The 13,413-nt window shown below is 61.2% G+C and carries 12 protein-coding genes and 1 pseudogene; 4 read left to right on the plus strand and 9 right to left on the minus strand.

Features of this window, described 5'->3' with window-relative positions; genetic code table 11:
* Positions 1–195 (minus strand): annotated as a pseudogene (locus ACZ6WW_RS00530) (OmpA family protein); the annotation flags it as partial.
* Between the two features lie 181 nt (positions 196–376).
* Positions 377–1,828, minus strand: a complete 1,452-nt coding sequence (locus ACZ6WW_RS00535; RefSeq protein WP_465272523.1) for a bifunctional 2-methylcitrate dehydratase/aconitate hydratase — start codon at positions 1,826–1,828, stop codon at positions 377–379.
* 310 nt (positions 1,829–2,138) lie between these two features.
* Between ACZ6WW_RS00535 and ACZ6WW_RS00540 the strand changes: the two genes are divergently transcribed.
* The gene (locus ACZ6WW_RS00540) at positions 2,139–2,819 is read left to right on the plus strand and encodes a TerC family protein (RefSeq protein WP_465272524.1); all 681 of its coding nucleotides are present in this window, start codon (positions 2,139–2,141) and stop codon (positions 2,817–2,819) included.
* 20 nt (positions 2,820–2,839) lie between these two features.
* Here the strand turns inward: ACZ6WW_RS00540 and ACZ6WW_RS00545 are convergent, their stop codons facing one another.
* From ACZ6WW_RS00545 to prpB, 7 genes are all read right to left on the minus strand, one after another.
* A complete protein-coding gene (locus ACZ6WW_RS00545) occupies positions 2,840–4,213 on the minus strand; it encodes an acetate kinase (protein WP_465272525.1) in 1,374 nt (457 codons plus the stop codon).
* A 24-nt stretch (positions 4,214–4,237) separates the two neighbouring features.
* Entirely contained in the window at positions 4,238–4,732 is a 495-nt protein-coding gene (locus ACZ6WW_RS00550; protein ID WP_465272526.1) for a hypothetical protein, read from the minus strand.
* Positions 4,733–4,743: 11 nt separating this feature from the next.
* Positions 4,744–5,424 (minus strand): C39 family peptidase, encoded by a 681-nt coding sequence (locus tag ACZ6WW_RS00555; RefSeq protein ID WP_465272993.1) that lies wholly within the window; start codon positions 5,422–5,424, stop codon positions 4,744–4,746.
* Positions 5,424–5,771, minus strand: coding sequence for a hypothetical protein (locus ACZ6WW_RS00560; protein WP_465272527.1), 348 nt, complete (start codon positions 5,769–5,771; stop codon positions 5,424–5,426). The genes ACZ6WW_RS00555 and ACZ6WW_RS00560 overlap by 1 nt, the downstream gene beginning before the upstream one ends.
* 69 nt (positions 5,772–5,840) lie before the next feature.
* Positions 5,841–6,734: a hypothetical protein gene (locus ACZ6WW_RS00565; protein ID WP_465272528.1), complete on the minus strand. Its 894-nt coding sequence runs from the start codon at positions 6,732–6,734 to the stop codon at positions 5,841–5,843.
* A 631-nt stretch (positions 6,735–7,365) separates the two neighbouring features.
* On the minus strand, positions 7,366–8,511 hold the full coding sequence (gene prpC, locus ACZ6WW_RS00570) for a bifunctional 2-methylcitrate synthase/citrate synthase (protein ID WP_281852576.1): 1,146 nt from the start codon (positions 8,509–8,511) through the stop codon (positions 7,366–7,368).
* Positions 8,512–8,579: 68 nt separating this feature from the next.
* On the minus strand, positions 8,580–9,467 hold the full coding sequence (prpB, locus tag ACZ6WW_RS00575; protein WP_465272529.1) for a methylisocitrate lyase: 888 nt from the start codon (positions 9,465–9,467) through the stop codon (positions 8,580–8,582).
* Positions 9,468–9,619: 152 nt separating this feature from the next.
* Between prpB and ACZ6WW_RS00580 the strand changes: the two genes are divergently transcribed.
* From ACZ6WW_RS00580 to ahpF, 3 genes are all read left to right on the plus strand, one after another.
* Positions 9,620–10,939 carry a dicarboxylate/amino acid:cation symporter gene (locus tag ACZ6WW_RS00580; RefSeq protein WP_465272530.1) on the plus strand — a complete coding sequence of 440 codons (1,320 nt, stop codon included), beginning with the start codon at positions 9,620–9,622 and terminating at the stop codon, positions 10,937–10,939.
* Between the two features lie 124 nt (positions 10,940–11,063).
* Entirely contained in the window at positions 11,064–11,627 is a 564-nt protein-coding gene (ahpC, locus tag ACZ6WW_RS00585) for an alkyl hydroperoxide reductase subunit C (RefSeq protein ID WP_281852573.1), read from the plus strand.
* Positions 11,628–11,813: 186 nt separating this feature from the next.
* Positions 11,814–13,394 carry an alkyl hydroperoxide reductase subunit F gene (gene ahpF / locus ACZ6WW_RS00590; RefSeq protein WP_465272531.1) on the plus strand — a complete coding sequence of 527 codons (1,581 nt, stop codon included), beginning with the start codon at positions 11,814–11,816 and terminating at the stop codon, positions 13,392–13,394.
* The last annotated feature ends 19 nt before the right edge of the window (positions 13,395–13,413 follow it).

The raw sequence follows: 13,413 nt of genomic DNA on the forward strand, positions 1-13,413 counted from the left end.
GACGCCCAGACCGTAGTAAACCTGACGGCTGTTGGTGTTGCGATCGGTATCGTTGTAGTAGCCGCCAACGGTCGGCGCGATGTACCAGCGGCCGTCGTAGCTCGGCGTGCTCGAAGCCGCCTGATCCTGTGCATGAGCGGCGCCAACGCCACCCAGAGCCAGGGCGATCAGAAAATACAGGCCCTTACGATTCATTGGATATCTCCTTTCTTGGTTTTTCTTCGTATGCGCTTCGGGGCACCTGGCGCTCGCATCGATTTAACGCGGCACGCAGAGCGGGGATTACTTGGATCCAGTACGGGCGCCGGCAGTTTAGCAAAAACTAAACATTTAGGGATTTACCAGACGCGCCCGTTCAGTTTCGGCTCACATCGATTTAAACCGCAAAAAGCGTCATGAAATCGTGAATGGGCATGGCGTCGAGCTTGGCCGGATCCTGGGTGGCCTCGAGGATCGCCTTGACCTTATGGGCCGGCAGGTGACCACGCATAGCCGCCTCGAACTTCTTCAGCAGCACCGGAATGCCTTCGGCGCGACGGTTGCGATGGCCGATCGGGAAGTCGATCGAGACCTTGTCCGTGCTGGTGCCGTCCTTGAAGAACACCTGCACCGAGTTGCCGATGTAGCGCTTGTCGGGATCGAAGTAGTCCTTGGTGAACTGCGGGTTCTCGCGCACTTCCATCTTGTCGCGCAACGCATCGATACGCGGGTCGGCGGCCACGTCGTCGTTGTAGTCGTCCGCGGTCAGGCGACCAAAGATCAGCGGCACGGCCACCATGTACTGGATGCAGTGATCGCGATCGGCGTAGTTGGCCAGCGGACCGGTCTTGTCGATGATGCGGCAACCCGCTTCCTGGGTCTCCAGGACGATCTTTTCGATCTGATCGAGCTTGCCGGCGACCTGGCCGTGCAACTGCATCGCGCATTCCACCGCCGTCTGGGCGTGGAATTCCGCCGGGAAGCTGATCTTGAACAGCACGTTCTCCATCACGTAGCTGCCGAACGGGCGCTCGAACTCGAACGCGTTGCCTTTGAAGGCGACGTCGTAATAGCCCCAGGTCTTGGCCGACAACGCGGACGGGTAACCCACCACACCGCGATACACGGCATTGATGGCGTGCGTGACGGCACGACGGCAGGCATCACCGGCAGCCCAGCTCTTGCGCGGACCGGTGTTGGGCGCGTGGCGGTAAGTACGCAGCGCACCGTTGTCGATCCAGCTATGCGACACAGCGGTGGTGATCTGCTCCTTGTCGCCGCCAAGCATCGCGGTGGCGACGGCCGTCGAGGCCAGGCGCACCAGGATGACGTGATCCTGACCGACGCGGTTGAAGCTGTTCTTGAGCGCGTAGCAGCCCTGGATCTCGTGGGCCTTGATTGCATAGGTCAGCACGTCGCGCACGGTCAGCGCCTTGCCGCCTTCACGCTCGGCCTTGCGGCTCAAGTAATCGGCCACGGCCAGGATGCTGCCGAGGTTATCCGACGGATGGCCCCACTCGGCCGCCAGCCAGGTGTCGTTGAAATCGAGCCAGCGGATCTGCGTACCGATGGCGAACGCGGCCTGCATCGGGTCGAGCTCGTGGCTGGTACCGGGCACGCGTGCGCCGCCGACCATGTTCGCGCCCGGGACGACCGGCCCCAGATGCTTCACGCATTCGGGAAACTTCATCGCCAACATCGACGTGCCCAGCGAGTCGAGCAGCATGTAGCGCGCCGTGTCGTACGCTTCCTTCGAGTCGATCTTGTAATCGACCACGTAGTTGGCGATGTCGACCATCGGCTGGTCGGGATCGGGACGCTTGGCGGAACGGATGTCGTGCGCACTCATGGGGCGAGTCTCGTCGAGAGGAAAACGCCCATTCTAGCCGGACGGGCCTGGCCAGGGCACGTCGTGACGCAGCACGCTACCGCCCTTCCCCGCCCACCTGTACAATCGCCGCCGTACTTACATCCCAAAGGGGAGTAGTTCCGGGTAGCTGGCTCATCTTGGGCAAGCACCTGTGTGGCGATCGTCATCACGAGCGGACACTCCGCTCCGGGCGCCACGGCGGCATTGGCTGCGAACGAGACTTTTGCGATGACCGCAGGCCGCGCGCGCCTGCCGTCGTCGCATGAGTCAAGCGCGCAAGGAAACCCGCATGGAACTGACCGGTACCGATTTTCTCTCCAGCCTCCTGGCGATCATCCTGCTCGACCTCGTGCTTGCGGGCGACAACGCCATCGTGATCGCGCTGGCCGCACGCAATCTTCCCAAGCAGCTGCAAAAGAAGGCCGTGTTCTGGGGCACCTTCGGCGCGGTTGCGGTGCGAGTCGCCTTGACCGCAGTCGTCGTTTATTTGCTCAAGCTGCCGGGCCTGATGCTGGCCGGCGGCCTGCTGCTCCTGCCGATCGCATGGAAGCTGTTGAAAACCGAGGACGGCAACGATCATCACATCAATCCGGCCGGCAATTTCTGGGCAGCGCTACGCACGATCATCGTTGCCGATGCCTTGATGGGCCTGGACAACGTGCTGGCGATCGCCGGCGCGTCGAGCGGGCATATGGGGCTGGTGATCATCGGCCTGGCGATCAGCGTGCCGCTGGTGGTATGGGGCTCGACCCTGATCCTCAAGCTGATCGAACGCTTTCCGATCATCATCTATATCGGCGCCGCAGCGATTGCCTGGACCGCAGCGCGCATGATCGCCCACGACCATCTGGTATCGGCGTGGTTCGATGCGCGCGAATGGATGAAGTATGTGCTGGACGTACTGCTGGTTGGACTGGTCTGCGGTGGTGGCTGGTGGGTACAAAAGCGCAAGTCGCTACCCTCGGCCTGAGGGCAGCGGTACGTTGAGCATCAGTACATCATAGGTACACGTACCGTCACCGTCGCATCCGGGGTGTCGCGCGTCACGCCGACACCCAGGGTGAAGTTGACGGTGCGCTTGGGGTTGAATCGATACGAACCACCGATCAACAGCGTGCCCAGTACCGACTTGGCCGAGCCAGGCACCGTCTGATTGTTCTGCTTGGTGGTGCCGATAAAACTCTGATCGTAGCCGATGCTGAAAGAGGCCTTCTCGTTCAAGGCCAGACCCATGCCGATGCTGACATCGACGATATCGCCCAGCTTGACCTTGCCCAGATTTTCCTTGCCGGCAAGCACCAGGTTGCGTGTGACGTTGTCGCGCGGGAAATTGTGCAGGTAACTCAGGTTGCCAAAGAACACCACTGGGTCTGACGGATAAAGCCAGGTCACGCCCGGCTGCAGGGAATAGAAACCCGATCCGGTCGGCGATTGCAGCGGCAGCCCGGTGCCGGTCGCGTTCTGCACGCAGCGCGTCACACAATCGGTCGTGACTTCGAAGGGGTCGGTACCGGTGCGCGATTTGAAACGCAACCACGCGATGTAATAAGCCTTGTCCGCGCCGCCGTCGTTGACCTGGTAGCGCGCCGTGGCTTCGACGTCGCCGATGCCGTGCCCGCTGGTGGTGAATACGTTGTCCTGCGACGTGCCGGTAAATATCTCGCGGCTGATCGTATCGGTGTGCGCGTAGACATACGGCACGCGCACCTCCACTTCCAACCGATTGGTGATGCCGTAGCGCGCTGCAATAGCGCCGGTCTGCGTCGTGGTCTTGACTTGGCGGGCATCGATCAAGCCGATAAGAATCGCCGGTATCACCGTATAGCCCACTAGGGCAACGCGGTCGGCGGAGGAATAGCCGAACTGGTAAGACGGCTCGACCACCAGCTTGCCACGCGGCGTCAGCACGCCCGGCTGATCGAAAATGGGCGCCACCTCCGGCGGACGGTCGTCGTGCTGCGGCGCCTGACCGACGGGCTGCCTGGTGTCGTCGGTAGCGGCATCGGCGGCGGCGATCGCGTCGGCAGCAGGCATCGGCAGAGCCGAGGCGCGACTGCCGCCAGCGGCGATATTGCCGGCGCGTTGCTTGTCGAGCACATCCATGCCGACGGCGTGGCGCAATGCGCGATAGTCCGCCTCCTGCTTGGCCAGCTCGCGTTGCATCGCAGCCAGCTGCTCGAGCTGCGCATCGATCTTGTCGCGCATCTCGTCGATATGCTGACCCTGTTCGGAGATGCGCTGGCGCACGTCGGGCGCCGGCTGGACGTCATCGGGCGTCTGTTGCGCGACGACGGCGCCGCTCAGTATGCCCAGGCTAGCCAGACATCCGACTGCACACTGCTTTTTCCATGATCCCTGTGCCATCGACGTTCCCCCAAAGTCCGAGCCTCAATGTCCCTGCGAACCGATCAATGCCGATTGCAGGCTGTCTTGCAGTCCCATGGCGCGAAACAGATTCAGGCTATTGGTGCTCACGTTGAGCGTGGTCAGTGCCTGGATCTGCTGATTGTTCAAGGTGTTCTGGATGATCGTTGCGCCACGCGCCTGGCTCAGCGTCGAGGGATCGACGCTATTGCCGGGACCGTTCTGCACCAGGTTGGCCGTATTCATCACCGCTGCCAGCGCTGTCGCCTGAGCGCTGCTGATGTGACTGATGTCGGGAATATTGATGCTGGTACTGGTGACCAGGTTTCCGTTGATATAGACCGCGCGGTCGATGCCCAGCGATGCCACGATGCCGCTGCCCAGATCGAAGCCGCCACGCATTTGCCCAAGGCGCTGGTCGCTGACCGGCTGCCAATATCCGATGCCATCGGCTGCGAACACCGCCTGGCTTGCCAGGCTGAGAACGAGCCCAAAAATGAATGTGCGCTGGAAGGTCATGACGTCATCACCTAGATATCGCCTGGACCGCGCTTGGGGATGGTGATTCGGTCAAGCCCGCTGCGATCGATGCTCAGGCCCAGCGGTGCCATCGGCACGACGCGCCAGTCCTTCGCGCTGTTGAATACCGCCTGATTGCGGCGGTTATGAATCACAAAGACCAAGCCGTTCTTCCAGCTCGCCTCGAATTGAGCGATCGGCACCGAACGGGTGCCAAGCGCCGGATCGCCGATAAGCACGCGTCCGTCACGCACGCCCTTGATCACCACGAAATGGTGGTAACCGCGCTCGTCGACCAGCGCGATCGCGGGCAGGTTTTCTTCTTCCAGCTTCTCCAGCGGCACCTGGAAACCATCGGCGTCGAAGCCGTTGGCCGCGAGAAACATCTTGATGTCCAGTAGCGAGAAACCTTCCTTGTTGATCTTGGTGCGATCGCCGTGTGCATACATCTGCGCAAACGCGGTTTCTTCGTTGACCGGATAACCGTATTGATAGGTCAGCAGCGTCGCTACCGCTGCCGAGCCACAGCTGAAGTCGTACTTCTGCCGTACCGTGTTCTTGAAGCGCGCTTCTTTCAGGCTGGTGATATGCATGCGGTAGCCCTCACCCTGCACACCGGTCAGATCCACCGCGCCTACGCAAAGCGGTGCCAGCAGCAGGACCAATCCGCAGCATAGAGCGCGCCTCTTCATCACGGCTGGAACTGCACATTGAGAATAGTGGCGTTCTGGATAAGAACGTTGTTACCGGTGTTCTGGATTACCATCGGTATGCCCGTAGCACCGCTGAACGAGCCGGACGAAATATCGTTGAACCCGGTTGCCACATTGGTATCGACGTTATTGCTGACCGTGCCGGTCAGGGTCATGTTCGACGTGACATTGGTTCCACCGCTCAGCTTCGCCAGGGCGTTGCTGTCGATGCTGCGGCCAAAGCCGGCGACATCGTGGGCGTCTGTCGATTGCGGTGGATCGGACGCGAACGCGCCGACGCTCACGCAAGCGCAGAGAAGGCCAAGTAGATATCGATGGGATCGCATGGCGTGTACTCCCTCATTCGCCGCAACGATCGAGGGGCGCTTGCGCGCCCCCCGATGTCGTTAGCGATCTTATGGACCGACGTTCAGATTGGCCTGCACGTTTACGCTTTGCTGGATCAGCGAGCCAAGGCCGCTGTTCTGTGCAATGACGCTTACGCCTGCCGCCGCCGCTGCCGCACTGTCCATGGTGTTGGACATGTTGAACGTGCCTGCATCGGCCATGGCCGAGCCGCCAGCCGCGCCGGCACCACCGGCACCACCAGCACCCGCACCGCCCATGCCTTCGGCACCCGCACCGCCGGCACCGCCAGCTCCGCCGGTACTCGCCGACGAACCACTGGTACCGCCAGTCGCGGTCGAAGCACCGCTGCTCGCCGTCGACGCGCCACCTGTGCCTGCACCGCCTGCCCAGGTTGCAGCACCCGTCGTTGCGGTACCGTTGCCGGCACCACGCTGATGGTTGCGTGCGTTGCCGCTGTCACCGTTGCTGTTTCCACCGGATGCCGCACTGAGTGCGCCGGTATCGCCGCTGGCACTATCGGCATCGCCTACCGCGCCGCTGTGCGAACGCGCGTTACCGCCATCGCCACCTGAACCACCACGGCCACCGGTGCCGTCGCCGCCGTAGCCACGACCGCCTGCGCCGCCGTTACCACCACTGGCGTCACCCGTGTTGCGGGCTACGTTGCCGATATCGTGAATGCGAATATCGGTAACGGTACCGTCGAGCGTGCTGGTCGCAATGGCGTTACTGGTATTGAACGAGCTGGCGACCGACGAGGTAGAGGTTCCTCCGTTATTGGCCGCTGCGCTGCCCAGTCCATTGGCATACGCGTCGGCAGTCACGCTTGAATGGCGCTGTGCGCTGGGTCCGGCTCCGCCGGTCTGCGTATCATCCGCCAAGGCCGGAAGTGCAAATCCCAGTCCGAGGCATACGGCTGTTACAAGTAGAGTCTTGCGCATGATTGGGTCTCCGTGAACGATGCGGTAACCCCCTGTTTGTCTTTCGTTGCAGCGCTCACGTCTTGCAGCTTGTGTGCCATGTCGCAGGGACGGCGCGACTCTACAAATAATCAATATAAATCAATTAATTGAATCATATCCAAGCCATTCAACGGCATCTCGTTCAGCCGTTTGGACGGCCGAGTGATACGCGGCTGTTACATAGGTATGCTTGATCGACGGGGTATTCAGGTTGCAGTGCATGTCATGTCGCGATGGATTTCATGCACTTGGAACGCACTACTCGACACGAGCGCGCAAACTCAGGGCGCGTGTATCGCGCGTGTTACACCTGTCCGGTCGTTTCTTCAGCTTGGGTTTTGGGGCATCGCCAGTACCTCGGATACCCCAGGTTTTTCCTATCGTCATCCCGGCGCAGGCCGGGATCCAGCGGCTTCGGTTTCCGACTTTCGCGATAGAGCAGATTTTTGATGCTCCTGCGATAACCGACCACAACGTCACTGGATCCCGGCCTGCGCCGGGATGACGGATAGGGAGGATTGTTTAAAGTTTTCTTGAGTCGCGGCCAGCCATGACAAAAGAAAAGGCAGGGGCGGCAAAGCCCCTGCCCTGTCAACACATCACCTCAAGCTCAGCGCTTTTCGATCGGCACGTAAGCCAGATCATCCGGGCCCGTGTAGTTCGCGCTCGGACGAATGATCTTGCCGTCCTCGCGCTGTTCGATCACATGCGCACTCCAACCGGACGTGCGGGCAATAACGAACAGCGGGGTGAACATCGCGGTGGGCACGCCCATCATGTGATACGCGCTGGCCGAGTACCAGTCGAGGTTCGGGAACATCTTCTTGAGGTCCCACATCAGCTTCTCGATGCGCTCGGACACGTCGAACAGAGTGGGGTTGCCACCGTCGGTGCACAGCTTGCGCGAGATTTCCTTGATGATTTCATTGCGCGGATCGGACACGGTGTAAACCGGATGACCGAAGCCGATGATGATTTCCTTGCGCTCCACACGGGCGCGGATATCCGCCTCTGCATCGGCCGCATTGCGATAGCGCGCGATGATTTCCATCGCTACTTCGTTGGCACCGCCGTGCTTGGGGCCGCGCAGCGCACCGATCGCACCGGTGATTGCAGAATAGATGTCCGAGCCGGTACCGGCGATGACGCGTGCGGTAAAGGTCGAAGCGTTGAACTCATGCTCGGCGTACAGCACCAGCGACTTGTCCAAGGCCTGCGCATGCAGCTCGCTGGGCTTCTTGCCATGTAACAGGTGCAGGAAATGGGCAGCGATCGACTCGTCCTCGGTCACCGTCTCGATGCGCTTGCCGTTATGGCTGAAGTGGTACCAGTACAGCAGGATCGAACCGAAGCAGGCCATCAGGCGATCGGCAATGTCACGGGCGCCGGTGACGTTATGGTCGTCCTTCTCCGGCAGCACCGTACCGAGCGCCGAACAACCCGTACGCATGACGTCCATCGGATGGGTGGCAGCGGGCAACAGTTCCAGCGCACTCTTGACCGGTGCCGGCAGGCCACGCAGGCGCTTCAACTTGGCGCGATAGGCGTTGAGCTCGGACCAGTTCGGCAACACGCCGTGCACCAGAAGGTAAGCGACTTCCTCGAAGCAGCCCTTGGCCGCCAGATCGTGAATGTCGTAACCGCGATAGTGCAGGTCGTTGCCGCTGCGGCCGACGGTACACAATGCGGTGTTACCCGCAGCCACGCCGGAAAGAGCGACGGATTTCTTGGCCTTGGGAAGGGTTTGCTCACTCATCAGTGACTCTCCTGGAGATGCCTTAAAGCAACACAAGGGCGGCATGCGCCCTTGCTGGGAATGGGGTTTCAGCTTTGCTTTGCGAACAGCGCGTCCAGGCGCTTTTCGAAGTCGTGGTAGCCGATACGGTCGTAGAGCTCTTCGCGCGTCTGCATGCTGTCGATCACGTTGCGCTGATGGCCATCACGGCGAATCGTGGTGTACACGTTCTCCGCGGCCTTGTTCATCGCACGGAAGGCGGAGAGCGGATACAGCACGATGCTCACTCCGGCTGTACGCAGCTCGTCGACGCTGAACAGCGGCGTCTGGCCGAACTCGGTGATATTGGCAAGCACCGGCACCTTCACCGCATCGACGAAACGACGGTACGTCGGCAAGTCATAGGCGGCCTCGGCGAAAATGCCGTCGGCACCGGCTTCGACGCAGGCGATGGCGCGTTCGATGGCCGCATCCACACCGTCGACCGCGATGGCGTCGGTGCGGGCAATCAGAAAGAAGCCCGGGTCGGTCTTGGCATCGGCAGCGGCCTTGACGCGGTCGGCCATTTCGCTGGCGGAGACAATTTCCTTGCCTGGGCGATGACCGCAACGCTTGGCGCCCACCTGATCCTCGATATGGCAAGCAGCGGCACCAGCCTTGATCAGGCTCTTGACCGTACGCGCAATATTGAACGCGCTCGGGCCGAACCCCGTATCGATGTCCACCATCAGCGGCGTGTCACACACGTCGGTGATGCGGCGCACATCGATCAATACGTCTTCGAGCGTGTTGATGCCCAGGTCAGGCAAACCCAGCGAGCCGGCCGCAACACCGCCGCCCGAAAGATAGATCGCACGGTAGCCTGCACGTTTGGCCAACAAGGCGTGATTGGCATTGATCGCACCAATCACCTGCAAGGGTTGTTCGGCGGCCAGGGCGTCGCGGAATCGCGCGCCGGGAGATGCAAGCTGGGCCATATCGCCTCCGGATAAAAATGCTATTTTAGCGCACTGGCGAAAACCTCGTTCGCCTGTCGTTATTGCACAGCAACATTGTAGGTCAATCACGGATGAGAGCAGGGACAAGCGCCGACATGACGCGATCTCCCCAGCCACGTACATTGAAGTTCATGAGTACAACACCTAAATCCCTGGCAACACGCATTCTTTGGGGCTTGGCGATCGGCGTGGTCGCTGGCGTGACCACACTGGGCATCGGCCAGTTTTATCCGGACGTGTTGACAGGCGCACGCTCCGTAGCCATTACCGTGCTTGACCCATTTGGCCAGATTTTTCTGCGCTTGCTGTTCTTCGTGGTGATCCCACTGGTCTTCGCTTCGTTGGCCTCGGGCATCACGCAGCTGGGCCGGCTTGATCGCCTCGGCCCACTCGCCGGCCGCACTTTCGTCCTGTTCTTCGCCAATATGGCCATCGCGGTGACGATCGGCCTGATCATGATGAACCTGCTGCAGCCCGGCCATCATCTGGCTATAGGTTCACAGCAGTTGCTCATGAGCGAGTACGGCGGCAGTGCGCAGAAGGCGGTGGACGTCGGGCGCGGGCAACCTTCGATGAGCCTGGCGGTGCTGGTGGACATGTTCATGCCACGCAATCTATTCGGGGCCTTTATCGGCCAGAATCGTGGTGCGTTGGGCGATGTGCTCCCATTGATTCTGTTCGCCCTTCTGGTCGGCGCCGCGGCGACGCAACTGGGCGAAGAAAAACGCGCCCGCTTTCAAGCCGGCCTGGACCTGATCAGTGAAGTCATGACCGGTATCGTCGGCTTTGCACTCAAGCTCGCGCCCTATGCCGTGCCGGCGATGATCTACAGCGTCATCGTGAAAGTCGGCGTGGATATCCTGCTGACCCTGTCCGTCTTCGTGGTGAGCTGCTCGGCGGCCTTGCTGCTGCATCTGTTCGGCACACTGTCGCTATGGTTGCGCCTGTTCACCGGGCGGCGGCCGCTGGCTTACTTCAAACAGATTCGCCCACTGCTGATCACGGCATTCTCGACCAGTTCCAGCAGCGCCTCCCTGCCCGCCTCGCTCGCCATTGCGCGTGACGAATTGAAACTGTCGCCGACGACAGCCGGGTTCGTACTGCCACTGGGCGCGACCATGAACATGAGCGGCACGGCCTTGTTCGAGGGCTGCGTGGTGCTGTTCGTGGCGCAGGCCTTTGGCGTCGAACTATCGCTGGCTCAGCAGGCCGTGTTGATGTTGCTGGCCGTGTTGAGCGCGGTGGCGGTGGCCGGGATACCTGGCGGTTCGCTGCCGCTGATCGCCGGCCTGCTGGTCACCTTCGAGGTGCCGGCCGAGGGCATCGGCATCGTGCTGGGGGTGGACCGGATCCTGGACATGCTGCGCACCACGGTAAATGTCGGCAGCGACATCGTCACCGCCACGGTGGTCGATGCGCGATTGCGCCGCAGCGAAGGAGCACCACCCTGACAGATCAAGCACTTCCACCATATCGATAGCCACAGCCAATCAACCCAATCCCAACTATCAATTAGATTTATTGCTGCACTTGCGTAAAATACGTGGTTTCCAACCAACCACGCGAGAAATAACGATGTCGTTGATCAACACCGAAATCAAACCGTTCAAGGCACAGGCTTACAAGAACGGCCAGTTCGTCGAAGTCACGGATGCCTCGCTGAAGGGTAAGTGGTCCGTCGTGGTGTTCTACCCGGCCGACTTCACCTTCGTCTGCCCGACCGAACTGGAAGACCTCGCAGACCATTACGCCGAGTTCCAGAAGCTGGGCGTTGAGATCTACTCGGTTTCGACCGACACGCACTTCTCCCACAAGGCCTGGCACGACACCTCCGAGGCGATCGGCAAGGTCAACTACACGATGCTCGCCGACCCGACCGGCACGATCACCCGCAACTTCGACGTGATGATCGAAGAAGAAGGCCTGGCCCTGCGCGGCACCTTCGTGATCAATCCGGAAGGCCAGATCAAGCTGTGCGAAATCCACGACAACGGTATCGGCCGTGATGCCAGCGAGCTGCTGCGCAAGGTCAAGGCCGCTCAGTACGTCGCCGCCCATCCGGGCGAAGTGTGCCCGGCCAAGTGGAAGGAAGGCGAGAAGACCCTCAAGCCGTCGCTCAACCTGGTTGGCAAGATCTAAGCCAGCGCTTCTTGTGACCCGCAGCCCGATCCCTACGGGCTTGCAGCGGACCCGGCACGCTCGCCGGGTCCGCACCACGAACTTCGTATCGACCATCAAATGCTGGGCTATTGAGCCACAGCTTTGGCGGTGCTCGGCCCGAAACAAACACCCTTTCCCCTGATTAGAGTCGCTGGAGTACACCTCATGTTGGACGCCGATCTGAAGACCCAATTGCAGGCTTACCTCGAAAAGGTCGTGCACCCGATCGAACTGGTGGCCTCTGTCGATGACAGCGAAAAGTCGCAGGAACTCCTCGCCCTGCTGCAAGACATCGAGTCGATGTCGCCGCGAATCTCGCTGCGCCGCGCCGACGGTGCGCGCAAGCCCTCGTTCTCGATCGATCGCCTGGGCACCGATGTCAGCGTGAGCTTTGCCGGTATCCCGATGGGCCACGAGTTCACCTCGCTGGTGCTGGCCCTGCTGCAGGTGGGCGGCCATCCATCCAAGGCCGCACCCGAACTGATCGAGCAGATCCAGAACATCGAAGGCGAGTTCGTCTTCGAGACCTTCATGTCGCTCTCGTGCCATAGCTGCCCCGATACCGTGCAGGCGCTGAACCTGATCAGCGTGCTCAATCCAAATATCAAGCATGTCGCGGTCGATGGCGCGCTGTTCCAGGACGAGGTCGACGCGCGCCAGGTGATGTCGGTGCCGACCGTCTTCTTGAACGGCGAACTGTTCGATACCGGTCGCATGTCGGTCGAGCAGATCGTCACCCGTATCGACGCCGGCGCCGCCAAGCGCGATGCGGAGAAGATGAAGGCCAAGAAGCCGTTCGACGTGCTCGTCGTCGGTGGTGGCCCGGCCGGCGCCGCGGCGGCGATTTATGCCGCGCGCAAAGGCATCCGTACCGGTGTCGCAGCCGAACGCTTCGGCGGCCAGGTGCTCGACACCATGTCGATCGAGAACTTCATTTCTGTGCCGTATACGGAAGGCCCGAAGATGGCCGCCGCCCTCGAACAGCATGTGCACGAGTACGACGTCGACGTCATGAATTCGCAGCGCGCCGAACAGCTGATCGCACCCAAAGACGCCAACGGTCTGATCGAGATCAAGCTGGCCAACGGCGCGTCACTGAAGGCCAAGTCGGTGATCCTTTCCACCGGCGCCCGCTGGCGCAACATGGGTGTGCCGGGCGAGCAGGAATACCGCAACAAGGGCGTGACCTATTGCCCGCATTGCGACGGCCCGCTGTTCAAGGGCAAGCGCGTGGCGGTGATCGGCGGCGGCAACTCGGGCGTCGAAGCGGCGATCGACCTGGCCGGCATCGTGGGCCATGTCACCCTGCTTGAATTCGACGGCCAGCTGCGTGCGGACGACGTTCTGCAGCGCAAGCTGCGCAGCCTGTCCAACGTCGACATCATCGTCAGTGCGCAGACCACCGAAGTGATCGGCGACGGCCAGAAGGTACAAGGCCTGGTCTATACCAACCGCAGCAACGGCGAAAGCCGCAAGGTCGAGCTGGAAGGCATCTTCGTGCAGATCGGCTTGCTGCCGAACACCGAATGGCTGAAGGGTTCGGTCAAGCTGTCGCCGCGTGGTGAGATCGAAGTCGACGCGCATGGTCGTACTTCCGTAGCCGGTGTGTTTGCCGCGGGCGACGTCACGACGACGCCGTTCAAGCAGATCATCATCGCCATGGGCGAAGGCGCCAAGGCGTCGCTCAGCGCGTTCGATCACCTGATCCGCATGCCGGTGGAAGTAAAAGAAGAGATTGCAGCTTAAGCATCGCCTCGCAGGGCGA

The organism is Dyella sp. NPDC103356 (assembly GCF_055584465.1).

Coding starts and splice junctions, on each gene's coding strand:
- ahpC (WP_281852573.1), top strand. CDS start 11,064: ATGTCGTTGATCAACACCGAAATCAAACCGTTCAAGGCACAGGCTTAC.
- ACZ6WW_RS00550 (WP_465272526.1), bottom strand. CDS start 4,732: ATGACCTTCCAGCGCACATTCATTTTTGGGCTCGTTCTCAGCCTGGCA.
- ACZ6WW_RS00565 (WP_465272528.1), bottom strand. CDS start 6,734: ATGCGCAAGACTCTACTTGTAACAGCCGTATGCCTCGGACTGGGATTT.
- ACZ6WW_RS00545 (WP_465272525.1), bottom strand. CDS start 4,213: ATGGCACAGGGATCATGGAAAAAGCAGTGTGCAGTCGGATGTCTGGCT.
- ahpF (WP_465272531.1), top strand. CDS start 11,814: ATGTTGGACGCCGATCTGAAGACCCAATTGCAGGCTTACCTCGAAAAG.
- ACZ6WW_RS00555 (WP_465272993.1), bottom strand. CDS start 5,424: ATGAAGAGGCGCGCTCTATGCTGCGGATTGGTCCTGCTGCTGGCACCG.
- ACZ6WW_RS00560 (WP_465272527.1), bottom strand. CDS start 5,771: ATGCGATCCCATCGATATCTACTTGGCCTTCTCTGCGCTTGCGTGAGC.
- prpC (WP_281852576.1), bottom strand. CDS start 8,511: ATGAGTGAGCAAACCCTTCCCAAGGCCAAGAAATCCGTCGCTCTTTCC.
- ACZ6WW_RS00540 (WP_465272524.1), top strand. CDS start 2,139: ATGGAACTGACCGGTACCGATTTTCTCTCCAGCCTCCTGGCGATCATC.
- ACZ6WW_RS00580 (WP_465272530.1), top strand. CDS start 9,620: ATGAGTACAACACCTAAATCCCTGGCAACACGCATTCTTTGGGGCTTG.
- prpB (WP_465272529.1), bottom strand. CDS start 9,467: ATGGCCCAGCTTGCATCTCCCGGCGCGCGATTCCGCGACGCCCTGGCC.
- ACZ6WW_RS00535 (WP_465272523.1), bottom strand. CDS start 1,828: ATGAGTGCGCACGACATCCGTTCCGCCAAGCGTCCCGATCCCGACCAG.